Here is a 25,153-nt window from a genome sequence, read left to right as displayed (position 1 = left end):
AGAATGGAAGCATGATATACGTGAAGAGGTTAGCAGACTGAAATAGAAAGACCAACATTTATCTGACAGTCAACCTATCCTAGTCGGCACCAGATTTCTCAGTAAAATTGCCTCTTCCCCTATATGGAAGACCTGCTCCACTCATCTTTAGATCGTATTCAGTTTATCGAACAACCATACGAGATGATTGTATTTACCACAGGATTGTATGTGATCTCTCTCGATCAGGATACGTTCCATTGCAATCGAGTCGTCGCCGAACCCGGTATTTTGAACTAGGTTAACAGGGGGGCGGTTTTCTGCAATATTTATACGAATTTGATGAAGTAATGTTATGATTGCTTGGTTAAATTCATGAAACTCATCGGGAAAGCTTGCAGTAAGGGATTGATGTTCTAATATAATCTTTTCCATGAGTCCATAATCCGTCGGATGAATAGAGTGCAGGGCTCTAATGGATACATCAAGAACAGGGTGCTTTAGTTGAAACAACAGACGATTTAAGTTCATATCTTCCTTCTTCGTTTTCGACGGCGGATGTTCTTGATGAAAAGTTTCTAAATCATCTTCGATAATAAAATTAGCATTGGCCTTATATAATCTATAAGCAAACTCAGCATCCTCGGGTCCCCATCCTTTGAAATTCTCTTCATAGCCGCCGACTTGCTCCATAAAACTTCTTTTAATAGAAAGAAAACCTAAGCAAGCCATCCAACGCAATGGGCTGCTATAAAAATGTTCCCTAAGGTATTTTAATAAATGATGAGCATAACTTCTGTATTTTACCATCGAGTATAAATTTTTTATAACGTCAATATCCTCTCTATTAACCACTTGTTGGGGCTCTTGTAAAAGCCTGATATGAGTCGTTAAGCTACTAAGTGTCTGTTCTTGCGATACCACCTCTTTAAGGCGTTGGTTGAAGAGAGAATTTTTTTCGCTCCACTTATAAATCGCGTTGATTTGATTATTAGTAAAATCCGGGGATAAAAAAGTATAAATGCGCCCCCGCTTGCTTCCTGCAATAACAACGGATTTCTCGTGAGTTAGATGATGCTGGCGGTTAAGGGTAACATAGTTAGGGGAAACGATGGTTTCTGCATCCAAAATGATAATAATCTCTCCCCTCGCATGCCTAAGTCCAATATTTCTTGAAGCAGCAACACCAACATTGGTACTATTGCGAATATATTGAAAATGGTAGGGAGGACAGTATCCCTTAATTTTTGGGGTCTGGTCGGTAGAGGCGTCATCAATCAATATCACTTCCATTTTGGATAAATCAAAGCACTGTTTCTCCAATGCATAAAGGCTAAGCAGATTAAGGGGATAGCGGTTATATGAAGGCATGATGATTGTGACTTCAATTTCCATGTTTTTACTCATTCCTCCTTGAGAGCCTATAGCTCGAACAATTATAAAAGTTCGGCTTAATTTGGTTTATTTAAAACTAGTATTTAACGAAAAGATATACCGACAATAATTAAAAGGATGAAAAGCACCACGAATAAAGCAAAATTAACGCCATAACCATCTGACATAATATATCACCACCTTAATTATTAGATAGAACATCGTATGTCAGAACATTAAATATCGAATTGGACAAGAATAAAAATTTACATATATTTACATAATCTTAATATTTAAAAATGATATTAGCTTGCTCCACATTTCGAAGATATTTTGCTTATTCAAGTAACCTGCCACCTTCGAATAAGAAAAAGGATCGCCGCAGCAACCCTTTTTGAATTCGAGCACCCATTAGCCTAATTGGAGATTTCTTCAATCAGTTCCGAAAGTCTTAATAATCCCTTTTTTAATTCGTGCAGTGATGCATAGGCATAGGACAAACGAAGATGAAAGTGATTATTACTGTCGTAAATATTTCCTGGGTTTAGTAAAATCCCCTCGTTTAGTGCTTTTTCAAATAATTTTCTAATTGAAATTTGTTTTTTGATTTGCAGCCAAATATAAAAACCACCCTGTGGGATATTCCATGTGGCTAATTGCATAAAATGTGTATTTAGTATTTCAAGGGTGAAATCTCTACGGAATTTGAGTTCTGTCCTTATCTTCTTTACATGATCATCGTATAAACCACTTGATAGCCACTCTGCGACGATGAATTGAGATAAAGAACTTGAGCCATAATCAGTTTGCATTTTTATATCAGCTAACCGATCTATCACTGGTTCTGGTCCAACGATCCAACCAATTCGTATACCAGGACTCAGAGTTTTAGACATACTCCCTATGTATAAGATAAGTCCTTGACCATCAATGGATTTTAATGGATTCGGTGGCGGGTTCTCAAACCATAAATCTCCGTAGACATCATCCTCAATAATTGGCAGCTTTTCATTCTTACAAACATCCAACAACTCCTTTCTTCTATTTGCTGACATTAAAATCCCCGTGGGATTATGGAAAGTTGGAATGGTGTAAAGTAAAGCACCATTATGCTGCTTTTTTAACCTCCCAATCGACTCGGGTCTAATCCCTTCATCATCCATGGGAATTCCAAGTAAGTTCATTCTTGCTGATTGAAATACGTGCACTGAATTTAGATAAGAAGGCGTTTCAAGAAAAATGGTTGAATCACGGTGCAATAATCCTAAGGAAATCAATTGCAATGCTTGAAGTCCTCCTGAAACAATCATTATCGATGGAGGGGAAACTTCTATGTTCTTCGTTTTTAAATAATTGCTTATCATTTCTCTTAAATAGAGACTTCCTTTTGGTTCCGAGTATCCTAACGAAAACGTATGGGGGGAATGCCTCTTGAACATTTCTTCCATTTTTTTGACAGGCAACAACTCTGGTGAAAGTTCTCCCGTCCCAAGGCGTATTACGTTTGGATTAATTTCTGCTCTATTAATTTCTTGAATTGTTTTATTGTTGGGTCGGTAAGATCCCGACTTAACGTAACTGTTCCAATCAGGTGGCGGGGTTGAAGCAAGTAAACTCCACGTATTATTGACCACAAATGTCCCTTTTCCAACTTTTGATTCGATTAACCCATCAGCTGATAACTCATCAAGTGCATAAACAATGGTACTCCGATTCACATTGAAATTCTTTGCTAAATCTCGTTGCGTAGGAATTTTAGTTCCAACCGTCCATTCACCGTTTATTATTTTTCTCTTCATAAATTCATAGATTTGTTGATGGAGTGGAATCAAGGAGGATTTGTTTAGGATCCAGTCTTTTTCTATCAAAAGGAACTCCCCTATCATTTTTATATTAATTATAAATGATTGGTTGGGTAATATTCCATCCAATTGGTTGGAGACGAATGTAATCAAATCTAATACAATGCAGTTATTACATTTCAGGGGGAGAAAAATGTTAGAAGCAATTTTACACGGCATGATCTTAGCATTCGGTTTAATCCTACCATTAGGGGTACAAAATGTTTTTGTCTTTAATCAAGGTGCAAGTCAGCCCAAATTCGTGAGGGCACTGCCAGTCATTATTACCGCAGCTATTTGTGATACTTTGCTTATTTCAATAGCGGTCTTAGGAGTGTCAGTCGTTGTACTTGGTTCTTATTGGATAAAAACAGTTCTTTATATAATTGGTAGTTTATTTTTGCTCTACATGGGTTTTGTTGTATGGAGGGCAAAACCTCAAGATGTACAGGAAGTAGAATTTTCTTTTTCACCAAAAAAACAAATATCTTTTGCAATGTCTGTGTCTCTACTAAACCCACATGCCATTTTGGATACCGTGGGTGTAATCGGAACAAGTTCCGTAAAATATGTAGGCTGGGAGAAAGTTGCATTTGCTGTAGCATGTATATTCGTTTCGTGGGTATGGTTTGCAGGATTGGGGATAACAGGAAGAATGCTAGGAAAAATAGACAAATCAGGAAATTACCTAGTGGTCCTAAATAAAATTTCAGCTATTGTCATGTGGGGTACAGCTGTTTATATTAGTTCTTCACTTTTATAAAATAATTTCTGGCCATTAGACAGCTCTCCAACAAGCGACCGCCTCCTTTCAAGGACAAGTCCATGAAAATCTTCGTTTTAATTTTTTTACTGATTCCAGTCTGAATAACTTTTACTGGAATATCTTTTAATTTGAGGGTCTTTAGCGAGATTTATCAATTTAATGAGTTTAATAAAAATATTCGAAGGCTATTAGGAGGATTAATTATGAAGGCTATCGTTTCTAACAAATATGGCCCACCTGATGTGCTTGAATTAACAAAGGTGGAAAAACCTATCCCAGAGGACAATCAAGTACTGGTAAAAATTCATGCTGCATCCGTAAATTATGGTAACCTAGTACTTTTGAAAGGAGAGCCGTTCTTAGCACGATTTGCTTTCGGTCTTCTGAAACCAAAATTCCCTATACCGGGAGGGGACATCGCAGGTCGGATTGAAGCAGTTGGCAAAGATGTTACTCAGTTTCAACCAGGCGATGAGGTGTTCGGAGACCTATCTGGATGTGGTTGGGGTGGTTTTGCCGAATATGTTTCTGTTCCTGAAAATGTATTAGCCTTGAAACCAGCCAATCTTTCATTTGAGGAAGCTGCTGCGGTACCTATGGCGGGTGTCACAGCGTTACAGGGTCTAAGGGATAAAGGGAAGATTCAGTCGGGACAGAAGGTATTGATTAATGGTGCCTCTGGTGGTGTTGGGACTTTCGCCGTACAGATTGCCAAATCCTTAGGGGCTGAAGTAACAGGCGTATGTAGTACGAGAAATATAGACATTTTGCAATCGATTGGAGCTGACCATGTTATTGACTATACAAAGGAAGATTTTACGGAAAAAATGCAGAGTTATGACCTTATTCTTGGGGTGAACGGACATAAACGAATGACAGATTATAAGCGTGCTTTAAGTCCAAATGGGATATTTGTTCACATCGGGGGTTCCGGAGCACAAATGTTTCAAGCAATGGTCCTTGGGCCTTGGATTTCAATGATCGGGAATAAGAAAATGGGAACCTTTTTACAAAGGCCAAACCGAAAAGATCTGATTTATATAAAAGAACTTCTTGAAGCCGGTAAAGTAAAACCCGTTATTGATAGACGTTATAAGTTGAGTGAAGTGCCCGAGGCTTTCAGGTATTTTGAAGAAGGTCATGCCCAGGGAAAAGTTGTCATCACTATGTGAATAATTTTCAAAAGGATAATAACAGTTTGGCAATAATTATACTGTTCAGACAGGAAAATAGGAATACTCTTTACCATCTCCTACCTGTTCTATTCTTCAATTTTTGCTAAAAATAAATTAACCATTCGTAAATGCTCGCTTTTACGAATGGTTAACTGACATTTGCAGCTATTAAATATTTTTATCAAAAGTATTCTAAGCCCTCAGCTTGAGCCTTATAGCTATTTAACAGTTCCTCTGATGACATCTGTGCACGCTCAACAACTGAACGGTCATATGCTTCGAATGAACGAGAATTGATTACGTTTACTATGGTTAGAAATGAATTTTTGTTGCGCTTTGCAACATTGATTGATTTTTGAAATGCGTATTCCGCTTCTTTTGAACCGTCTACAGCTACTAAAATACTTTTATAATGATTTAGCATCCGTCCTAATTCCCTTCTAAAATTATTAGAAACTGTTTTTTCTTTAGATTAATTTGGCTTTTTGATAAATAATGACAATACAACATTAATCATCGCTAACACTAAACTAATGGTAAACACTAGGGAAGTTCCCGCTGCTGCTGCATGTGGCAATTCATTGGCAGTGGCTGCTAAATAACTAGTTTCTTTGGATGAAAAAATCGATACCATTACCGCAATCCCAATAGCGCCAGCTACCTGTTGAATCGTTTGAGTGATAGCGATTCCATCTGGATAATATTGTTTCGGAAGAGAATTTAATGTGTTTGTTTGTACAGAAGCAAGGACCGCCCCTATACCCAACATCATGAAAATATGAGTTACCACAACCATCCATAAAGCCGTTTCTGTGCCAAATTGTGCATAGAGTGCATAACCAATCGCTACTAAAATGGTTCCAGGTATAATAACCGCTTTTGGACCATATTTGTCGAATAGACTACCAATGCTTGGAGCTAATACACAGTTTAGTAAGCTGCCTGGCAGCAAGATAAGACCTGTTGTAAAAGCTGCAATTAATAAAGCCATTTGCATATACATTGGTAAAATGACAAGCATGGACAACATATTAAAGAACGTAATAAAACTCATAAAGACACCAAGTACAAACAGTGGGTACTTAAATGCTCTTAGATTCAGCATCGGATTCTCCATTTTCGTTTGACGAATGGAAAAAAGAATAAGTGCTGCTAATCCGACAATGATGGACACAAGAACGGTTGCACTAGTCCAACCGGCATCACCAGATACACTGAATCCGTAAACGACCCCACCGAAACCAATCGTCGAGAGAATAACAGATACTGTATCTATTGAAACCTTACGAATCTCATTCACATTCGGTAAATAAAGGAGTCCAAAAATAAGAGAGAACAGTAAGAAAGGTAAGGTAACCCAGAAAATCCAGTGCCAGGATAATGTATCTAAAATAAGCCCTGCAATGGTTGGGCCTAAGGCTGGACCAGCTAACATAACTAAGCCCATAATTCCCATCGCAGCGCCTCGTTTATTTGGTGGGAAGATGGTAAAAATAACATTTTGCGTTAAAGGTAAAGCAATCGCTAATCCTGCTGCTTGGATAACACGTGCCACCAATAAAAGACTAAATACAGGTGCTACTGCTGCTAGAATGGTCCCGATAAGGGATAGTGATATAGCAGTCAAAAACATTTGTCTTGTTGTGAATTTTTGCATCAAAATACCCGTTACTGGTACTAAAATACCTAATGTTAAGAAATATCCCGTTGCTAACCATCCGATCGTCGTTGCACTCACGTTAAATATTTGAGCTAAATCTCCTAAGGCAATATTTAATGCCGTTTCACTAAAAAGCCCGACAAATCCAGCCACAAAAAGAGCCGCCATAATCGGAGCTGTTTTGTATTGTTTTTTCACCCCCGTGTCAGTCTTGATTTTTTGTTTCTGAACTGTATTCATTTGTTGATTCACTAATAAAAACTCCTTTAATTAAAATTTCGTTTACCCCTTCGTCTTCCCTTCTTACTAAAAAAAAATTGTCGTAATTTCAATTTCAGCAAAGATCATTTCCGTAGTACACCCCCGAACACTAACGGTTCGTTAACTATATCAAAAATTTTTTCTCTATGTCAACTCAGTTGACAATATTTTTTATTAAGTTATTATCAACTGAGTTGACTATTTTAGAAAAAGAAAAAACCCCCACTTCGTCAAATAGATTGACAAAGCAAGGGTTTTTTGCTATTTTTTATATCTTCCAATCTAACTTTAATATACCTTTAAGAATACTTACTTGTTCAGTCCCTATTTTTTCTGCAATTTTATTCTCAAGTTTGGCTTTAAGGGCCTCGTTTTTTTCGTAGCATTCTTCTCCTAAAGCTGTTAACTGGATACACTTTTCCTTCTTGTTGTTTTCTACATTGTTGATTTCAACTAATCCTCTTTCAGAAAGCTTTTGGATAAACTTATGTATCGCCTGACGTGAAATTTCTACATTTTTTGTAACATACGAAATGCTAGGCTGTTTTTTATAAATCCTAGCCATGATATACCATTCAGAATTTGAAATATAAATCTCACTTTGATCGTTCCAAGCTTTCTCCGAGATACTTCGGACCAAACTATGACGCTCACTTAATAAGTCGATAAGATCTAAATTTTGTAATTCAGCGTTTGAAATCAAATGATTCACTCCAATCATAATCCTCGCCACTTACTATACAAAATACGGTAATGATTGTCAATTTGGTTTACTTCAATTCAGCTGTAGCAATGCGAAACATAGATGTGCCGTCTTATTGGGGATCGATGCCCCTAAATAAGCGGAAATCATACAAAATAATAAGAAAAGAAGCGGTGCCCTTTTAAGGAAACCGCTTTTTTAAAATAATTGACCTTACTTTTCAAACATTGTTTATTGGGTTACGAAATTAATTATAGCAGTGTTCTAAATTTATTTCATTCAATCTTTCATTTCTGGGGACTTTATGAGAAGCCCTGTTCTAACGATGGAAACGTGAGGGTTTACGCTGACCTCGAGTTTAGGAAATTCCTTGGTCCACTTTTTTTTATATTGTTCTTTCCATGATCTTGGATGGGAACGATACACAGCATTTCCAAACCCAAATATATCAGAATGGTACTGTATTTGCGCCTTATAGAGTGCTAATCGACACCTTTCCTCGACATCTTTTTCCATTAATGTTTGAACATATTGCAAAACCTTAGGGTTGCCTAAATCTAATTTGGAACTATTTTCAAACAATTCAACTTCCGAAAGAATATTTACGTTCATTTTCACCTTGCTTTGCATAAGGATTGGTTTAACCTTTGCCCTTCCTTTTATTAGCTGAACACTGATTTTCCCCCCTCCTTTTTCCCTCGGTATCGTTATCGTGATATTTCCTTTCTCCATCTCATTACGGAGCCACAGCACTCCCCGTGTATCCTTATCATTGATCCATCCTGCCAATTTATCTTTACGAAAGACAGCTGTTCCAATAATGGCGGGAGTCAGCTTAGACTTCCCACCATTTTCTTCTGGTTTTATTGCGACTTGAGCAGCGACAGGGGAGATGCCTTCAGTCGTAAGCGCATTGAAAAAGTCCTTTATCATGACCCTTACTCCAACCCCTTCTTTCTCCTCTTCCCGAATGGTTTCTGCAGTGTATCGCTCAATGGTGGGAGTTAGTTTCAAAAGTGGTGCGGCTTCACCCTTTGAAAATAAAATAAAACTGCGCATACGTGACTCTCTTACTCTCGAAATGAAGTCCAAAATTGGATAAACCCCATCCCTTGCTGCCTTTTCCCCAATTATCAGAATCCTGTTATGAGAAAAGAATATGCGACGCGGTAATTTTTCTTGAAGTCTCCGGTAGGCGTCCATCACGCTTTGCCCCGCCTCTGAAATAAGAATAGTCGTTTCCTTTTCACTACCAGTACCACCGGCTCCTACAGGACCAAGCTGCTTTGGGATTGCAACTTGGATCGATACACGGATTTTACCGTCACTCATCTTATCAATGGCTGTAGCCGTTACTATCGCAATATCATTGATCTCTACCCGACTCCAGCAGCCAGTCAGCAAGAATATTATCATACCGTTTATGACTAAAATTCCTAGTTTTCTCATAATATTTCCTCTCCGAACCACGAATCCGCTAGTTTCTCCGTTGAGGCGGCCGTGGACGCATTGAATGATTCATTCGTTTACGATTCCTTTTCCCCGTCTGATCGGAACGATCTATCATTTTCCACCAAGGTGCACGTACATAAGTATCTTTAAGACTGGAGAAATTCAGTGGCGCCACTGGAGACAAATAAGGAACACCGAATGAGCGAAGCCGGGCCATATGAGTTAAAAGAATCAAACTTGCCACCAAGATGCCGTACAACCCAAGTGTCCCAGCACAAATCATCATGGGAAAACGGAGCAAACGAATGGCGACTCCCTGACTAAAGACTGGGAAAATAAACGAAGATATACCTGTTATAGAAACGATAATAACCATTGAAGCGGAAACAATTCCCGCCTGTACTGCTGCCTGTCCAATCACGAGTGCTCCAACAATACTAACCGCCTGTCCAACAGGCCGTGGCAATCGTACACCAGCTTCCCGCAATGCCTCGAATGAGATTTCCATTATTAAAGCTTCCACTAAGGCTGGAAAAGGAACAGTTTCCCTGCTTGAAGTCACACTCAGTAATAAGGTAGTGGGAAGCATTTCTTGATGAAAGGACGTGATCGCAATATAAAGAGAAGGTAAAAGCAAGGCGCCCGCCAACATGAAGAAGCGAAGCCATCGGATTACCGTCGCAACCATAAAATGTTGATAGTAATCCTCACTCGATTGGAGCATTTCATAAAAACTAACCGGGACGAGCAGAGCAAAGGGAGTATTATCAATGAGAATCCCAATTTTCCCTTCCAATAAATAAGCAGCTACTTTATCCGGACGTTCTGTATTGTTTACTTGGGGGAAAACGGATAAGGGATTGTCCTGAATAAGTTCTTCGATATATCCGCTATCTAAAATGGCATCGATATCGATTTGACTGATTCTTTCCTTGACCTCGGCTATGAGTGATGTCTCCACAATATCCTCTAGATAGGTTATGACTATTTTCGTATTTGATAACCGCCCTACAGTCATGGATTCCATTTTGAGTTGAGGCGTTTTTAGCCTTCTCCGAACAAGACTGGTGTTGGTTCTGAGGTTTTCTGTGAATCCTTCCCTTGGACCCCGAATCACCGCTTCCGTCGCTGGCTCTTCGACGGATCTCGTTTCCCAAGCTTGAGCACTGATAAAAAGGGCTTGATTTACTCCATCCAATAATAGAACGGTGTCCCCATTCAAAATATGATCCACGACTTCGTTTATCGTCGTCCCGATACTCACCTGTGAAACATAAATGACTGAATCCTGAAGAATAGTGTCCATTTTTTTCAATGGTATTGTTGCAGAAAGAGATGTCCCTTTCCTAATATCCAATAATGGTTTCAACACGTCAGAATCAATCATCTGTATATCCACCATGCCATCTAAATAAATAAGACCTCCTTTTTGTATCCCAGCTAGCTGAAATTCACGGAAAACAATATCGGAAGATCGTTCAAAAATCATTTTCAACTGTTTTAAATCATCCTGAAAATGACCTTTTAGTTGATAGCTGTTGGAATTATCCTCCTGGTTATATGACCATTGCTTTTGACTTTGATTCGATTTTGAAATCTTCTTCCCTTGCCATCTCATTGTTCCCATTTCCTCTGACCACCTCCAATTTCCAAACTTTTTCATATTTTAACCAGAAATAAAAATAATTTGAGGATATAGTCAAAAATTTTGTTTATGTTAATACTGAATGAGCTAACAAAAAATGGGTTAGAAGGTGAAAAAACCATGGAGAGAATCTCAATCATCCAATTATTTATGCTTACTTTAATATTTCAGATTGGTTCGTCGGTGATATTTGGATTTGCTTCTGTAGCCGGGAGTGATGCTTGGCTAGCTACCTTAATATGTACTGGAATCGGGACATGCCTCATCATTATGTTTCTCATTTTAGTGCGACTTCAGCCGGGATTGACTCTTGTTGAATGGTTTCCTGCCCAGTTTGGCCAATGGCTCGGCACTCCAATTGCTTGGTTTTATATGCTTCATTTTTTATATAACTCAAGTCGGACGCTGGGTGATATAAAGGAACTCATCCCAACCACCATTTTGCCAGGTACGCCTAGTTGGATTATACTCAGCGTATTTATGATTGCTATCACTTATGCGTTATATAGTGGGATTGAGGTTATAGCTCGGCTTGCAGAATTAATTTTACCAGTCATCTTAGTTTTGTTTTTCCTTGAGATCATCTTAATATTTGCCTCGGATATAACCGATATCAAGAATTTGCAGCCGGTTTTAGGAGGAGGATGGGGGCGTATTTGGAAATCCGTATGGCCGAGCGGCATCCAACAATCATTTGGAGAAACCCTTGAATTCGCCATGATCTGGACATTAGTGATAAATCCGAAACGCATTATGAAAACAACTCTTTTAGCAACGGTTTCTTACGGAATTCTTCTTTCAATTTTTGATGCACTGGCTGTTCTTACCTTTGGTGAAGGCACCTTTTCAACCAGTGTCTATCCTTTATACAGGTTAGTCAAAGTTATTTCTGTTGCGGACTTTCTTGAAAACCTTGATGCGTTGGGAATATTATATTTTATGGGAACCGCCTTTTTTAAAGTGACGATACAAATGTATGGAGTTATTCGAGGAATACAGCAATTGTTGTACCTTCGTGACAGCAGGGTACTCGTTCTTCCTACAGCAGCCATTGTCCTTTATTTAGGAATGAACATATCAAGAAGCACCTCGGAACATTGGTCTTCTAATAAAGCCATTGGGAATTTAGGATTATTACCTTTTATTATATTCCCAATTCTTCTTTTAATTGTGGCATGCATTCGTAAGCAAATATCCATTACACAAATGAAAAAAAGTGGATGATCGATGAATAGGAGTTGAATCAAAAATGGAAAAATTTCTCTGGCCATGGCAGTCAAGGGTAATCATTGATTATCCTTGGGTATTATATGCGTTCCTCTTTTTCCTTTCTATTATTTTATCGGTCATAACGTGGTTAAGAAAAAAAAGAAAAGATTTTAGCGATAAGTAAAAAGTCTTTTGTCGCATATAAAGAAAACTCGCCACTGACGAGCATGTAGGGCGAAGACAGTGGAGTAGTTGCACTTATGAGTTCAGAATTTATGATTATAAATTCTGATTAGCTGAAAAAACAAAGAAAGGGGAGAATCCCCCCTCTCCATCGTATCTTCCATATTACCTTCTGCTTTCAAGCTGTAGTATTCGGCATCGGCATTTACAATTAAGAATCAAGGATCTCGATTCCTAGAATCTTACCTGCTTCCACCAGCCTCCGAATATGAGTCATGAAAGCTTTGTTTAATGCCTAGAACTGTGTTTAATGCCTAGACCCTAAAATTTCTTGCATCTTACGTGACACGAGGGGATAAAAATTGTTTTTGGCACTATTTGTGGAATTCCCCCCGAAAAATCCAGTCCCTGGGCACGTTTTTACATTATAATCTGGCCCTCTATCTAGCACTCTTTCCTTCGTACTCAAATTCCACCAATGATGATAAGTGATACTATCAATGGAAGGAGTTAACCCGAATTTTATAGATAACATGGCGGTAATATAAACAATAGTTTCCTTCTGTTCCGTAGTCATGACATCATGACCTTTATCAAAGTTGCCAACATTTTCGATGGTAATCCCTGTTTTATTAGCCTTGGGCCCAATAGTGCCTTCGGGGGCTATGTTAAAAGGCCTTGAAACAGCTACTTTTCCATCCGGAAAGGTGGTAATATTTTGAGCGATATTACTCCAGCCCATTCTTCTCTTATGGAAATTTTCCATCCCCATCAACATTCTAAAATGATTGGATCCATTAAAATGCTTATATGACGGTAACCATGTGTGATGCTGTTGAATGATAGTTACCTTCCTATTAATTCTAGCGTTAAATAACCAGTCCCTAAATTCCTCCCTCGTCATCAGGATATGCTGACCTTGCATGGTCATTTTTTTAGGAGGAATCTTTAATACTTGCCCGATATAAAGGTGTTCAGATGAAAGTTGATTGTTTGCTTTTATACTGTCGACTGTAGAATGAAAGGCTGATGAAATTCCCCTCAGGGTATCTCCGGCAACCACTTCATACATGGTTGGAACCCACAACTTCTGACCCACTAATAATGAATTGGATTGCAATCCATTGGTTACCTTGAGATCATTAACAGAAGTGTTATATCTATTTGCTATTCCAGGTAAAGTATCCCCTGATTTTACCAAATAAATATTACTAGGTTTATTACCAGCAGCCTGAGCAGGAAATGGATGAACAAGCATGAATACAATCAAACCAATGACAATGACAAAATTATGTTTCATTTTACATATCCTTTCAAAGTAAATCCGTTTTATTTTGCAAACTTAAAAGGAACGTGAAATAAAATAGCATAAAAAAAAGCATACTCGCATGGTATTCTCTCTAACTTTTAACTTTTATTTTGTACTACCTTCAAATAATTATGTCGATTTTGTGAACATTTTGTTTTTTAGCGGTTTCTACACGATTGAATACATAAATTGGTATTTAAGTTTAGCAACTTTATTGATAAACTAATTGCTGACAAAAAGAGATATAAAGTGGGGATTTAATTGAATCTAACAATAGATAATTTAGACTTTCACCAATTAGTAGAGAATTCCCTTAACTCGATATTGATTGTTTGTGAAGATCGAACGATCCTCTACTGTAACCTGGCTGGTTTACGCTTATTAAATCTTACATCTCCAGATCAAATATTAAATAAATAAAAAAATAAGCCAATTCCTTCCTCCCGATCTTCATGATATGTTCTATGAAGGATTAACCAGGGTTATCGAAAAACAAGAAATCATTAAAGAAATGGATATAAAAATTATTAAAAATCATGGGGAAGTTGCAGAGGTTGAAATAATGACCATACCGTTTTATTTTGAAAATAATGTATTGGCTCAGGTTATTATTCAAGACATTACCAAGAGGAAAATTGCAGAGAAACGGTTGAAGGATCGAGAAAAATTAGCTTCACTTGGTCAATTAGCAGCTGGGATTGTTCATGAAGTTAAAAACCCCTTAACGGCAGTAAAGGGATTTTTACAATTAATTAAAGAATCTAATAATCATCCTTATTTAGATACGATGGAAAGCGAATTAGAAAAAGCATTTCAAACACTACAAAATTTATTGCAGGTATCCAAACCCGACTTACAAGATGAACCTCTTATATTGATTGACGTATGTAAAGAGTTAAATTCTATCTTGCTTTTATTCCAAGAAAAACTATATTCCGTTGAGGTTGAAATGGACTTAAAGGATTCTGATAAGAGATTTTATGGAAAGAAAAATTTACTCTTAAAATCTTTTTTCAATCTGATCAAGAATGCAATTGAAGCAATAATTGACGATGGTAAAATTAAAATTGAACATTATTATCATGGCGGATGGATCCATATTAAGGTGAGTGATACAGGTCAAGGTATTCCTGAAGAAAAGTTGGTCCTATTAGGAACACCTTTTTATTTTAGTAAACCAGATGGAACAGGACTTGGATTGACTCAAGTGTTTACAACGGTACATGAGCATGGAGGAAATATTTCGGTACAAAGTGTGGTTGGAAAAGGCACAACCTTCCATATTCAACTTCCAGTTAAAAGGACCTAAGATTTTTTATGATTTTGGCTCTATTTAATACCTTATTAAAAAAATAGCTTGGCAATCGCCAAGCTACTCCCTCACAGTACTTGAAATTAATCAAGATATTTATAGTAATCCTGGGAATGGTAACTTCTAAATCCACATGATTCATAGAGCCTAAGGGCATGGGAATTTTTGGCCTCAACCTCTAGAAAAATAGGCAGCCCTTTTTGATGTTCCATTTTTACCACTCTTGATAAAGCGTTTCTCCCAATCCCTTTTCCCTGAAGCTCTGGAAAAACAGCAAAACCATAAATCCATGCTTCTCCATTGGATTCGGAAACACGCATTTTTCCAGAAGTTTTTCCTTCTACTTCAATAAGTAAACGTGAATCCCTGCTGTTCTCCCGAATCAACTGATTAAACTCCCTTGCTGCATTTTCATTCAATCCAAATCCCAAGACTTCGAGTCGAATTTCTGCTTCCCAATCCTCATTTGTAAAGGACTTCCTTAAGGTTATATTGGGATCCACAGACAATTCAGTTTCCTGCTTGATATTCTGCAAACGAAAATACACACGGAATATTCTTTAAAAACTGCTTGGCAGATAGTGAGTCTGTTGGAGCATTTAACAGAACAGTGATAAAACGTTTTTTCGCTTCTCCAAGTCCCATTTCCAGCAACTTAGAAAATAACCCTTTCCTTCGATAATCCGGGTGCACCATCCCGCAAAGCTCCACTTTCTCTCCAAAACCATAGCATCCAAGAAAACCGACAAGCCTGCCATCTTCATAATGGAAGAAGTCTTCCTTTTTATTCCCGATTCGATTTTCAAGCATATCAAAATTCAGCTTGAGCTGAAATCCTCCCTCTTTTTCACAAACCTCTTGAAGTGCTTTTATTTCAATCAATTCTTCCTTTATTAGCATTCAATTCACCTCTGTTCATATTCACCTATTCCTATTCTTGACCATGCCGTGTCTTTCCTTCTTTTCAAAAAAACAAAATACATTTTAGGTAATTTGCATGCCAAATAGTTCAATTGAAAAAAGTGTTCAGTTATGATGAGGTTTTCTAAAATACTTACATTTAGGTAATTAAGGCTTTGAAATTGGGATTTCTAACGTATTTATTTTTGATCCATCTTTTGCTGAGTAAACAAATAATTCAAATTTAGCATTATTAGAAGATACTAACCCTTTTTCGAAAGTAATTTCAAATTCCCCCCAGGCAGGTGCACCCGCTGTTTGGTAATTACTTTCTTTGACCACTTTCTCTCCATCGTAAAGAGCATATTGAAACACCCCTTCAAATACTTGAGCTTTTCCGGTTATTGTGAGTGTATCTAAAGTTTCCGTGACGACAACATCTTTAAACACTTCATTTTGATACACTTTTTGCTCTGGTTCAGGTGTAACAGGCTCTTCAGGTTTGGATGGATTTTCTCCCTTTGGTTCAGTTACAGGTGGTTTTTCTTTCACCACATCTTGTTGTTGGTTGCAAGCGGCTAAACTGATTGCAGCTATTATCATCGCGAACAAATAAGCAATTTTTTTCATCATTTTATCCCACCTATTTTTCTTTTAACTTATTATATTTTATTTCTTTTCCTATAATCCATGTTTTGAAAAATCGAAACCAAAAGTTTTAGAATTCGTCTATATCATCGATGTGGGAAAATAAGGAAATCAATAAGTCTGTATTTTAGTAATGTTTGTCCTAACAGGCTGCCAGACATTAGGCCAACCTACTGTAATGAATTGGGTTGATTTTATTAAGTGGGATGAATATCAAATTAAAATCGTAATTTTTATAACCTGACTGGAGAATATAGGTGTAACGTTTTGGATAAGCTCCATGCTAATTCTTACTGGTGTTTTATTCGTTATCATTGAGAAAAAATAGTATTTAAAAAAACTAGATATCAGAGGTATAAAGTATTTTTAAAAATAGTATAAATATATTATTACAGGAATAAATCTATCCAACCTAGTTCGACATATTTACTGTTTCTTCGGAACATTGGAATCGCGTCATCATTAGAATTTGTCAATTCAACCACATTAAAAATACTAATATGTAAAAAGAGGAAGAAAATTTAGGAGGATTTTTTTTCATTAAGCATTGCGTTTAAATTTTATAAATTTTGTAAATGATGAGACTAAAGTTTACGAAAAATCTTAAAACCACAATAGATTGAAGCCTATTGTGGTTTTAAGTCTACTCTCAGGAAAAATGTTTTTAATATAAGAATAATTGATAAAAATGTATTGGAGGTTTTTATGCATGTCTTTAAGTCAAGTTCTACAAAAACGCATTATTTTTCACCAATATAAAAATTGGTATGTGCTGGATGATGAATTTTATTGGGACATCAAAACATTATACAATACTATTTTTAAATACTTAGACTCAAATTTTAATATTCCAGTTATTTTTTGTTCTATTCGTCAAGCGAATAAAATCATTTGTGACTTAGGGGATGAAGAAGATGAATATTTACGATTCGCTTCAGGTATTTATTGGAGAGAATTAAAGATTATCTTTATTTTTCGCTTCAGTGAATATATCCCATTAATTGAGACTCTTTTTCATGAATTTCGTCATGTTATGCAAGACTTCAATCCTGATTTTAGACATCATTTTGAATGGGATAAAAAATTACCTTATCTAGAACGAACGACTGAAATTGATGCCTTCCAATTTGCTAAAGAAAAAACAAATGAATATCTAGCATCTGAATCATATAAAAAAGTTGACTTATAATCAGTTCAAAAAAAGGAATCATTCCACTCAGGGGAGATTAATCCTTTTCTGGTTATATTTTTTTGTTTCGAGTTGGCAAAACTCAAAAACTTTGTTTTACTTTGGAACAACTAAACTAATTTCAATCAAAAGAACCCATTGTTTGTAATAATTCATTTGATTGTGGAGTGACGTAAATGGTTCGACTTGGAAAAGCAACTTCCACTCCCTCTTCCTCTAATATCCCCATGATTTCTAAATTGATTTCATGTTTAATTTTAACGTGTTCTGCCCAAACAGTAGAATTCGTGAAAAAATATATAAGAATATCGAGACTACTCTCATTATAATGATCGAATGCGACCATAATCGTATCCGGATGGATCTCTTCATGAGTTCTCAACAACTGTTCAATCCGTTTAACGACTCTTTGAATTTGGTCTTTAGTGGTTTGATAGTTAAGTCCTAGGTGGAAAGAGATTCGTCTTTTCCCCATACGACTCCAATTGGTAATGGCTTCGTTTGCAAGTGTCGCATTGGGAACTGTAACTAGAGCTTGACTAAAAGTGCGAATTTTAGTACTTCTGAAATTAATATCTTCTACTATACCTTCGACGCTAGGTGTTAAAATCCAATCTCCAATGGAAAAAGGTTTTTCTGTTACAATCACGATTCCACCAATTAGATTTCCAACCGCTTCTTTTGCAGCTAAAGCAAATGCCAGACCCCCTAACCCAAGGCCCGCCACCAATCCATTTACATCATAATCAAATTCCTGGCCAATAATGCTTATACTGATTGCAATAATGATGACACGGATCGTTCTTGATATAAACGGTAAAAGAATTAAATCAATCTTATTATTGATCTTTTGATTAACACTTATTAAGATCCCCGTAGTAGGAGATGACAAATTAAACAATCCCCATGTAATTAAAACAATCACCATGGAACGTAAAAATTTTAAAAATAACGCATTATGTTGTTCTATAAATGGGAAATAATCCATTGCTAAATACAAACCTACAATAATAAAGAACCATCCTAAAGGACGTTCAAACCCTAAACAAATTTTTGTGAAAAAATCAGTCGGTGTTTTTCTAGACAATTTTAAAATCAACTGAAACACATACTTTGTAAATAAGTTTCTAAAAAGAATAAATAAAACCAAAATACCTATAGAAATTCCTAAATTTTTTAACATGTCATAGTCTATCCCCGCCATTGAAAAAGCCATGACAAATGAACCAAAAGACATTCTAATATACCCTCTCTCTTTTTACGATAATTTTTTAGCACCACAATTGATAGAAAACTTGATGTTACGTGGAAAAACAAGACCACGAACACCGCTTTTGAAATTATTACATCCTCATATAATAACTTTTCAAACTAGATATTTGAATACAACAAAAGTCTTAGATTATAGAAATAATTCTGCTTCAGAAAATGGTGAGAGGTGAAAAAGGAAGGGTCTAATCATCTGTAAGAAATTATACAAACTACAAAACGGGGACATATGTTACTATTCTAAACGGGGTTCATACAACTTGTTAGGGCTGATTCAAGGGTCTTATTTTTTTGCCGGAATCATTTAGGTCCAAGATTCACAGTTGATAAGAGCGAGGACACTATCACCGTCTGCTTACTTTTCATATCAACATAATAAAAGCAGATTCATATTTTCCATGGTACCAATCGGGAAAATGTTATAAATCATCTTGTTAAGAACAGATAAAACATACTAAAAACAGAATTGGGGACACTAAAGTTAGGAGATGATAGATGTGAAAATAAAGATATTAATCTTATCTTTACTTGTTGTATTTTCTTTTGTTGCGCCGCAATTCATAAAAGCTGAATCAACTAATTATAGAGGAGAATTTTTTCGTCATTTTGCTAGGGCATTGCATGACAAAGACGAATCAAAGCTAAATTCTTTGATCGATCCTTCTGTTAAAATCCCTGAAATCAGAGAAAATACCCCAATCAACGGTCTTGAAACCCTACCTTCCCCGCGTAAAAACACGTATGTCATAATTGGGAGTTTTAGAGATGATTCTTTTGATGATTGTATAGGGGGATGTCAAAGAATTGCCTTCATATGGGAAGTATCTATGAAAAGTGACAGGATCTCTAAAATTAAAGTCATATCAGATGAAGCCAATCCGCTAATGAACGAACTCATCCTGACGAAAGAATACAAAGAAAAATTTAATAAACAAATATATGGACCTGGTTATTTTCCCTTTAAGATTACGGATGTGAGCGGGAAGATTTCTGGCGAGAAAATTACTTTATATTATAAGAATGTGAAAACGCCCTGTGTAGTGAAAATACAAGCAGAGCCAACCGCAGGCGAAATCATTTTGCCGAAAGGGAACATGTATAAACCAATAACGCTTCACAAAGGCTACAAAGGTTTTATCGGGGAATTACCCGAGGGATATGAATTAATCTTGTTAATCGATAATATCCAGTACAACGTAAAGTTGATCGGTGACAGTACCAATTATAAACCATCTAAAAGTGATTTAGTAAAGGTCGTAAATTCGATGTTTCCACCAAAATGACGACAGCGCTATTTCTTGGAGGGATCCTGCACGATGAAAAGGGTTCTACTGATAACATTTTTTATGTTGTTACTTTATCCAATACCTTCGTTTGCGGAGAATGATAAAGATGTCAAAGCAGCTTTTATCAGGGACGGGAATCTTTGGACGTTTATCAACAACAAGGAAAAACAAATCACAACCACTGGGAGAGTCTTCGGTCAACCAAAATGGTCAAAAGACGGACAATGGCTGTTGTATCGAAACGAAGCGCTAGCAGAACATAAGGATAATGAATTTCAGCATGAGATTTGGGCTTACAAAATTCAAACAGGAGAAAAAAAGAAAATATTTTATGATGGAAATGACCCATCATGGTCACCAAAGAAAAATATAATTGCCTTTAATCAAGAAGGTATATTAAATATATCTGATTTCACACGGTTCTATAATATCGCAACCGGCGTTCATGGTTATACATGGCTGCCAGATGGGAACGGGTTTTTGCTTTCAGCAGCAGGCACTCTTCGACCGGACGGCTGGACAAGTGCCATTCTTTTCTTGAAAAAAGTCGGGGATAACTATAAAGATGTTGTCCTATTTGACGGGGTTGATCATTTTTTTACCCTTCCAAGAGAAATTGGAACAAATAAGAATAACAAAATCATTGCGGTATATGTATACGATTTTAACTATTCACCAAGTAGAAAGTGGATTTCATTTATCGTTTCACCCACAGCTTCCTGTTCAATGGATAGTAATATGCTATGTGTCATATCAAGTGACGGCAAGAATTTTAAGGTATTAGATGAACTTATTCTTCAGGTTGGACAACCAAAATGGGCTCCCTCAAACGATACCATTGCCTATATTGCCGGCGGCGGAAGAATTGTTTTTGGGTTTAAGAATAAGGATTTAAAAATAGAGGTATGCCTGCATCAACAAAATTCACACCAGAAAACTACATTGATCTTAATTTCGATTGGATTACTGACAACGCAATTGTTTCGTCAAGAAGCAAGGAAGCAGAATGGTCCAATGATTTTGGCAAACATCCGATACCTTCCCTTTATTTCATTGATACTAAGGCAAATAAACAACAAAAAATCACAGAACCGCCTAAAGGATATGGTGATTACGAGCCTTTATACGTTAAGTCGATTGATAAGATTGTTTGGATTAGAAAAACCACCATTACAAATAACATCAGAAACCTTTGGAGGGCAAATACTAATGGGACAGAAGCAAAACTATGGATAAAAAACGTGGATGCGATTAAGTTTTATGAAGGTGGTTTATGAATCCCGCCTTCAAAAATGTAATTGTTTATTTTATTCTTTATTAATATGTAAAATAAAACAGCGTCAATTTAGGCGCTTTTATACATAAATTTGCTTTTCCATACTTCCTAAGAATAGGATTGATTGTTGCGTAGACCAACCATTTAATAGTGCTCTTCAGATAAAGCACCCGTTACTTTAAGTTTAATTCTTCACAAATTTTATGTTAGGTGTAAAAAAGACTGTTCATTTTGAACAATCTATCCGTTACTCCCTTTAGTTTTTTAACAATTTAACTAACTTAACCATTAGGAATCCAAAAACAACAAGACCAGCTAATATTGATATAGGTACTAATGTATTTAATATCCTATACTTCCCTCCTATGGTTTTATAATTCCAATTATACAATAAAATACCAATTACTGTGAACACTTTTTAAACAAACCTGCCCCGTTAGCGTAACAAGAAAAAAGGTGCTCAGCTTGTCTTTTGGCTTCACTTGATTATAATGATGTGTCACATTTTTATTCGTATTTCGTACTAAGCTGATTCAATGTTTTAAAGTTTGCGGATTAATTCATTATTGTTCATCTTTTTCATTGGAATTCCACGCTACTGCTCCAAATAAAGCTCCAATGATTAATATAATCCATTTTATTGCTTTTTTCATCTTCTGCACCCCTTTGTTTCATCCTTTTTCTCAAATCTGATAATATCGAGGTAGTTTTTCTTGTTCAACAACTATTCTGTTCCGTTAGCATATTAACAAAAAGGCTGCCCTTTTATCGCAGCCAGTTCTGAGAAAGACATCCCCTTTTAATATCTGCTTTATTTTATACGAATTTTTCCAGAAAAAGGTTTCATTATAGTTTGATAATTTGAGCCACATTTAATCAACGACTGACACTCCTATAACATCCTCGAAATTAATCCGCCGAAACTCGCCTCCCAGTAGTTCAATCCGAAGTTGGTACGATATGGGATCTACGTTATGAATGCGACCGGTTATATCTGATGTAAAGCCGTTAGACCATATCGTTATCTTTATCGACAGGTTGTACTCCATCGCATAGCAGATACGTTGGTCAAACTCTTCCTTCTCGTATTCATCAATCATTGGCTTTATAATTCGCTCCTGGTCGGTCCATAGCTCTCGCTGTGCCTTAATTAACTCCGGCATTCCAAACGCAAACTGCCATTTCTTTTTACCGCGGTCTCGTATTGCCATATAACTCACCTCGTAATCATTATATGCGAACAAACGATCTGTAAATACACAAAAATAAATAGGACCAATTTAGGTCCTAAATTTAACTCATTCAAGTAAAGCACCCGTTAGTGTGAATCTCTTCACAAATTTACCTTCAAAATAAAAAAGAGCTACTCTTGTAGCCTTACGAGTTCCGTTTTGACATGCAAAATAAGAAATAAAGTTAAAATAACAATCGAATGAGCACCCTATTAACACCCTTTTTAGCATTGTGTTTAACATTACAATAGCAAGAAAAAGACCGACGCAGCGATCACATCATTAACTTGAGCCCACGTTAGTACAGCAAAATTTTTAACGGATTTTAATGGGTCTAGTTTCGTATTGCCTAAAATCCCCCACTGCAGTTTTTATTTTCAGGATAGTGGAACAAGAAAAAAAGGCTGCAAAAGCAACCCTTTATTACACTAAAGCACCCGTTAAATCAACAAGAACTATTTACACTTTATTAAAGTTAGCTATACTTTCTCCTATTGGTGTAACTATCCCATCCATACTTATAGAATTTTTCTTTTTACGATATTCTTCTAACTCTTGTTCGCTTTTATTGGTAGCCCACTGTTGAAGCGTATCTCGATCACCACTGTATGAATAATATGGTACACTAAATCCACATGACGTTTTTACTGTTTCAATCTTTGCATAAATAATTTGCCTTGCACCAGGAAGGATGTCAAAATGATTAGCCATTTCATCCCATTCAGAGGTACCTGGTAATACCACTTTACCTCTTCCATAAAGGCGTAATATCATCGGGGGACCTTCAAAAGCTAAGAACATAAACGTTATTCTACCGTTATCCTTTAAATGTGCACTTGTTTCATTTCCACTACCAGTTAAATCTAAATAAGCGACCTCAGTTGGTGAAAATATCCGCAGTACATCATGACCTTTTGGGGAAATGTTAACCTGCCCGTCTGCTGATAAAGGTGCTGAACCAACAAAAAAAATTCGTTGTTTTCTTATAAATTCTTCGTGAATTGGAAGTATTGATGAATAAACTGTTCCCATAAAATATTCCTCCTTGTCTAAACGATTGTTCAAAAAAAGCCTACATCTCATAAGAGACGATAGGCTTTACCTTCGTGGTACCACTCTTGTTGATTTGCTGTTACAACAAATCCACTTTATAACTGATTACGGATGTCAACCGTTAAGACCTACATATCAGTCTTAACACTCGTGGGCGAGTTGGGGAATTTATTATTGACTGTCTTTCACCAATCGACAGTTCTCTAAACAATAAACATTCCTTAATACTCCCAGTCTCTGTGTCTTAACATTTTAAATTTTCCTAATTTTATACTATGTTATTAAATTAGTCAACCTATATTTTACCATTTCTTCTTAAACTCCCTCAGTTTGATATGAGTATCTCTTGAATGCTCACTTATTCGCAGGATTTCATAACCCTTGTAATTGGATTTTCGGGTCATTGAAATGAGATCAGATCATTTTGGCTTCGTGAAGGCATAGTTAAATAAAGGAGTCAGCTACCACTCCATATTTTACCATATAATGCAAATCTCCACGCCGCCCCTGGAGGCTTTCCCTCCCATGTCTCAACGGGTCAATTGCCCTCTCATTCCTTCGTCATGCCTATCCAAGGGGTGGAGGCCAGTTATGCTAACCTGATGGGTCACAGTGCCCTTTTGTTCAAGAAACCTGGTACTCCGTACATATTTGAAATCCTACGAATAAGACAACATTCAAAATTAAAGTTGACTATCTTAATTGAAACATTTTATTAACTAATGTTTTATTTCTAAGCTGCTAAAGGGATTAATTCTTGTATTTTATTTGGACAGTAAGACTCGTTTCGTCGTGCTATTCCTACAAAAATCCTTGCTAGTTTACCGATCAGTTTCATTATTGATTTCATTTTCTTTATCTTCTTAACCTTCACATTATAGGAATGCATGGCTTTAAATTCAGGGTTATTCATCACAAGGCTCATGGTTGCTAAGTAGAGGAAACGTCGTAGTCTCGACCTTCCACGCTTCGAAATAACAATCTGACCTTTCCACTTGCCAGAACTTGCTTCAGCTAGATGTAATCCTGCATGACGTAATAGAGAGTTTCCGTGAGAGAATCCACTTAGATCACCTGACTCACCTAGTATCCCAGCTAATGAAATTTCACTTATTCCTTTAATCATAAGTAGTTTTTTTGCAAATGGAATATTGTTGAGAACTTCTGTAACTTGTTGTTCAACTCTTTCGAGTTGTTTTACAGAGAGGTCATATTCTTCTAATAATTGTTCTAGATGGAATTTATAAGCATCAAGTGCTTGTCCCGTTCCAATAGAACATTTTGCTAGATTGATCAGTAATTGAGCTTTTTTAGGTCCTGGTTGTCTTTTCATTAATGATTTCCATCCCCTCATGACATCTAGTGACTCCATTGAAGATATTTCAGCAGGAGTTGGAAACAATCGAAGAGTTGCGATGGCTCCTTTGCACG

The 25,153-nt window shown here is 36.6% G+C and carries 23 protein-coding genes, 1 pseudogene and 1 other annotated feature; of the genes and pseudogenes, 8 read left to right on the top strand and 16 right to left on the bottom strand.

Annotated features, from left to right (window positions below; translation table 11 throughout):
* Positions 1–147: 147 nt before the first annotated feature.
* The 3 genes from J7E77_RS01630 to pdxR all read right to left on the bottom strand — a co-directional run bounded on the left by J7E77_RS01630 (position 148) and on the right by pdxR (position 3,221).
* Entirely contained in the window at positions 148–1,374 is a 1,227-nt protein-coding gene (locus J7E77_RS01630) for a glycosyltransferase family 2 protein (RefSeq protein WP_214711934.1), read from the bottom strand.
* An 83-nt stretch (positions 1,375–1,457) separates the two neighbouring features.
* Positions 1,458–1,541 carry a YjcZ family sporulation protein gene (locus J7E77_RS01625; protein ID WP_088087823.1) on the bottom strand — a complete coding sequence of 28 codons (84 nt, stop codon included), beginning with the start codon at positions 1,539–1,541 and terminating at the stop codon, positions 1,458–1,460.
* A 228-nt stretch (positions 1,542–1,769) separates the two neighbouring features.
* Positions 1,770–3,221 carry a MocR-like pyridoxine biosynthesis transcription factor PdxR gene (gene pdxR, locus J7E77_RS01620; RefSeq protein ID WP_251027070.1) on the bottom strand — a complete coding sequence of 484 codons (1,452 nt, stop codon included), beginning with the start codon at positions 3,219–3,221 and terminating at the stop codon, positions 1,770–1,772.
* Between the two features lie 127 nt (positions 3,222–3,348).
* Between pdxR and J7E77_RS01615 the strand changes: the two genes are divergently transcribed.
* Positions 3,349–3,957, top strand: coding sequence for a LysE/ArgO family amino acid transporter (locus J7E77_RS01615; RefSeq protein ID WP_214711932.1), 609 nt, complete (start codon positions 3,349–3,351; stop codon positions 3,955–3,957).
* A gap of 206 nt (positions 3,958–4,163) precedes the next feature.
* Entirely contained in the window at positions 4,164–5,132 is a 969-nt protein-coding gene (locus J7E77_RS01610; RefSeq protein ID WP_214711931.1) for an NAD(P)-dependent alcohol dehydrogenase, read from the top strand.
* Positions 5,133–5,334: 202 nt separating this feature from the next.
* On the opposite strand, the pseudogene J7E77_RS01605 reads toward J7E77_RS01610, so the two are convergent.
* From J7E77_RS01605 to J7E77_RS01585, 5 genes and pseudogenes are all read right to left on the bottom strand, one after another.
* Positions 5,335–5,559: pseudogene (locus J7E77_RS01605) on the bottom strand (universal stress protein); the annotation flags it as partial.
* A gap of 48 nt (positions 5,560–5,607) precedes the next feature.
* A complete protein-coding gene (locus J7E77_RS01600; RefSeq protein WP_214711961.1) occupies positions 5,608–7,035 on the bottom strand; it encodes a DHA2 family efflux MFS transporter permease subunit in 1,428 nt (475 codons plus the stop codon).
* A gap of 289 nt (positions 7,036–7,324) precedes the next feature.
* Entirely contained in the window at positions 7,325–7,777 is a 453-nt protein-coding gene (locus J7E77_RS01595) for a MarR family winged helix-turn-helix transcriptional regulator (RefSeq protein WP_214711929.1), read from the bottom strand.
* 261 nt (positions 7,778–8,038) lie between these two features.
* On the bottom strand, positions 8,039–9,208 hold the full coding sequence (locus J7E77_RS01590; protein WP_214711928.1) for a Ger(x)C family spore germination protein: 1,170 nt from the start codon (positions 9,206–9,208) through the stop codon (positions 8,039–8,041).
* 28 nt (positions 9,209–9,236) lie between these two features.
* The gene (locus J7E77_RS01585; protein WP_214711927.1) at positions 9,237–10,838 is read right to left on the bottom strand and encodes a spore germination protein; all 1,602 of its coding nucleotides are present in this window, start codon (positions 10,836–10,838) and stop codon (positions 9,237–9,239) included.
* Between the two features lie 138 nt (positions 10,839–10,976).
* Here J7E77_RS01585 and J7E77_RS01580 point away from each other — a divergent pair, with 138 nt between their 5' ends.
* Complete coding sequence (locus tag J7E77_RS01580; RefSeq protein WP_214711926.1) at positions 10,977–12,080, top strand: GerAB/ArcD/ProY family transporter; 1,104 nt, start codon at positions 10,977–10,979, stop codon at positions 12,078–12,080.
* 475 nt (positions 12,081–12,555) lie between these two features.
* Here J7E77_RS01580 and J7E77_RS01575 read toward each other — a convergent pair whose 3' ends face one another.
* Positions 12,556–13,548: a peptidoglycan recognition protein family protein gene (locus J7E77_RS01575; protein ID WP_214711925.1), complete on the bottom strand. Its 993-nt coding sequence runs from the start codon at positions 13,546–13,548 to the stop codon at positions 12,556–12,558.
* 270 nt (positions 13,549–13,818) lie between these two features.
* Here J7E77_RS01575 and J7E77_RS31595 point away from each other — a divergent pair, with 270 nt between their 5' ends.
* Both J7E77_RS31595 and J7E77_RS01570 read left to right on the top strand, forming a co-directional pair.
* On the top strand, positions 13,819–13,977 hold the full coding sequence (locus J7E77_RS31595) for a PAS domain-containing protein (protein WP_374102939.1): 159 nt from the start codon (positions 13,819–13,821) through the stop codon (positions 13,975–13,977).
* Between the two features lie 37 nt (positions 13,978–14,014).
* On the top strand, positions 14,015–14,866 hold the full coding sequence (locus J7E77_RS01570) for a two-component system sensor histidine kinase NtrB (RefSeq protein WP_251027966.1): 852 nt from the start codon (positions 14,015–14,017) through the stop codon (positions 14,864–14,866).
* 86 nt (positions 14,867–14,952) lie between these two features.
* Here the strand turns inward: J7E77_RS01570 and J7E77_RS30345 are convergent, their stop codons facing one another.
* The 3 genes from J7E77_RS30345 to J7E77_RS01560 all read right to left on the bottom strand — a co-directional run bounded on the left by J7E77_RS30345 (position 14,953) and on the right by J7E77_RS01560 (position 16,402).
* Positions 14,953–15,372: a GNAT family N-acetyltransferase gene (locus tag J7E77_RS30345; protein ID WP_308160345.1), complete on the bottom strand. Its 420-nt coding sequence runs from the start codon at positions 15,370–15,372 to the stop codon at positions 14,953–14,955.
* A 7-nt stretch (positions 15,373–15,379) separates the two neighbouring features.
* Positions 15,380–15,769, bottom strand: a complete 390-nt coding sequence (locus tag J7E77_RS30340; RefSeq protein ID WP_251027073.1) for a GNAT family N-acetyltransferase — start codon at positions 15,767–15,769, stop codon at positions 15,380–15,382.
* A 168-nt stretch (positions 15,770–15,937) separates the two neighbouring features.
* Positions 15,938–16,402 carry a Gmad2 immunoglobulin-like domain-containing protein gene (locus J7E77_RS01560; protein WP_214711924.1) on the bottom strand — a complete coding sequence of 155 codons (465 nt, stop codon included), beginning with the start codon at positions 16,400–16,402 and terminating at the stop codon, positions 15,938–15,940.
* Positions 16,403–17,126: 724 nt separating this feature from the next.
* Here J7E77_RS01560 and J7E77_RS01555 point away from each other — a divergent pair.
* Complete coding sequence (locus J7E77_RS01555; RefSeq protein WP_214711923.1) at positions 17,127–17,606, top strand: DUF3920 family protein; 480 nt, start codon at positions 17,127–17,129, stop codon at positions 17,604–17,606.
* A 121-nt stretch (positions 17,607–17,727) separates the two neighbouring features.
* On the opposite strand, the gene J7E77_RS01550 is transcribed toward J7E77_RS01555, so the two are convergent.
* Positions 17,728–18,843: a mechanosensitive ion channel family protein gene (locus tag J7E77_RS01550; protein WP_251027965.1), complete on the bottom strand. Its 1,116-nt coding sequence runs from the start codon at positions 18,841–18,843 to the stop codon at positions 17,728–17,730.
* Positions 18,844–19,372: 529 nt separating this feature from the next.
* Here J7E77_RS01550 and J7E77_RS01545 point away from each other — a divergent pair.
* The gene (locus J7E77_RS01545; protein ID WP_214711922.1) at positions 19,373–20,158 is read left to right on the top strand and encodes a hypothetical protein; all 786 of its coding nucleotides are present in this window, start codon (positions 19,373–19,375) and stop codon (positions 20,156–20,158) included.
* Positions 20,159–20,191: 33 nt separating this feature from the next.
* Positions 20,192–21,397, top strand: a complete 1,206-nt coding sequence (locus tag J7E77_RS01540; RefSeq protein ID WP_251027964.1) for a TolB family protein — start codon at positions 20,192–20,194, stop codon at positions 21,395–21,397.
* 912 nt (positions 21,398–22,309) lie between these two features.
* Here the strand turns inward: J7E77_RS01540 and J7E77_RS01535 are convergent.
* From J7E77_RS01535 to J7E77_RS01525, 3 genes are all read right to left on the bottom strand, one after another.
* Positions 22,310–22,648, bottom strand: a complete 339-nt coding sequence (locus tag J7E77_RS01535) for a YolD-like family protein (RefSeq protein ID WP_214711921.1) — start codon at positions 22,646–22,648, stop codon at positions 22,310–22,312.
* Positions 22,649–23,128: 480 nt separating this feature from the next.
* A complete protein-coding gene (locus J7E77_RS01530; RefSeq protein ID WP_214711919.1) occupies positions 23,129–23,701 on the bottom strand; it encodes a pyridoxamine 5'-phosphate oxidase family protein in 573 nt (190 codons plus the stop codon).
* Between the two features lie 49 nt (positions 23,702–23,750).
* Positions 23,751–23,969 (bottom strand) — a binding site (T-box leader).
* 486 nt (positions 23,970–24,455) lie between these two features.
* Positions 24,456–25,153, bottom strand: a 698-nt coding sequence (locus J7E77_RS01525) for a transposase (RefSeq protein WP_214711916.1), incomplete at its 5' end; no start/stop codon positions are given.

This window comes from Bacillus sp. ISL-77, assembly GCF_018613105.1.
Note: the sequence above shows the minus strand (reverse complement) of the source record. Positions and strands in the feature narration are given on the sequence as shown.

Coding starts and splice junctions, on each gene's coding strand:
- J7E77_RS01595 (WP_214711929.1), bottom strand. CDS start 7,777: ATGATTGGAGTGAATCATTTGATTTCAAACGCTGAATTACAAAATTTA.
- J7E77_RS01610 (WP_214711931.1), top strand. CDS start 4,164: ATGAAGGCTATCGTTTCTAACAAATATGGCCCACCTGATGTGCTTGAA.
- J7E77_RS01540 (WP_251027964.1), top strand. CDS start 20,192: ATGAAAAGGGTTCTACTGATAACATTTTTTATGTTGTTACTTTATCCA.
- J7E77_RS01530 (WP_214711919.1), bottom strand. CDS start 23,701: ATGGGAACAGTTTATTCATCAATACTTCCAATTCACGAAGAATTTATA.
- J7E77_RS01570 (WP_251027966.1), top strand. CDS start 14,015: ATGTTCTATGAAGGATTAACCAGGGTTATCGAAAAACAAGAAATCATT.
- J7E77_RS01555 (WP_214711923.1), top strand. CDS start 17,127: ATGTCTTTAAGTCAAGTTCTACAAAAACGCATTATTTTTCACCAATAT.
- J7E77_RS01535 (WP_214711921.1), bottom strand. CDS start 22,648: ATGGCAATACGAGACCGCGGTAAAAAGAAATGGCAGTTTGCGTTTGGA.
- J7E77_RS01575 (WP_214711925.1), bottom strand. CDS start 13,548: ATGAAACATAATTTTGTCATTGTCATTGGTTTGATTGTATTCATGCTT.
- J7E77_RS01625 (WP_088087823.1), bottom strand. CDS start 1,541: ATGTCAGATGGTTATGGCGTTAATTTTGCTTTATTCGTGGTGCTTTTC.
- J7E77_RS01560 (WP_214711924.1), bottom strand. CDS start 16,402: ATGATGAAAAAAATTGCTTATTTGTTCGCGATGATAATAGCTGCAATC.
- J7E77_RS01550 (WP_251027965.1), bottom strand. CDS start 18,843: ATGTCTTTTGGTTCATTTGTCATGGCTTTTTCAATGGCGGGGATAGAC.
- J7E77_RS01590 (WP_214711928.1), bottom strand. CDS start 9,208: ATGAGAAAACTAGGAATTTTAGTCATAAACGGTATGATAATATTCTTG.
- J7E77_RS01585 (WP_214711927.1), bottom strand. CDS start 10,838: ATGGGAACAATGAGATGGCAAGGGAAGAAGATTTCAAAATCGAATCAA.
- J7E77_RS30340 (WP_251027073.1), bottom strand. CDS start 15,769: ATGCTAATAAAGGAAGAATTGATTGAAATAAAAGCACTTCAAGAGGTT.
- J7E77_RS01600 (WP_214711961.1), bottom strand. CDS start 7,035: ATGAATACAGTTCAGAAACAAAAAATCAAGACTGACACGGGGGTGAAA.
- J7E77_RS01630 (WP_214711934.1), bottom strand. CDS start 1,374: ATGGAAATTGAAGTCACAATCATCATGCCTTCATATAACCGCTATCCC.
- J7E77_RS01580 (WP_214711926.1), top strand. CDS start 10,977: ATGGAGAGAATCTCAATCATCCAATTATTTATGCTTACTTTAATATTT.
- J7E77_RS01615 (WP_214711932.1), top strand. CDS start 3,349: ATGTTAGAAGCAATTTTACACGGCATGATCTTAGCATTCGGTTTAATC.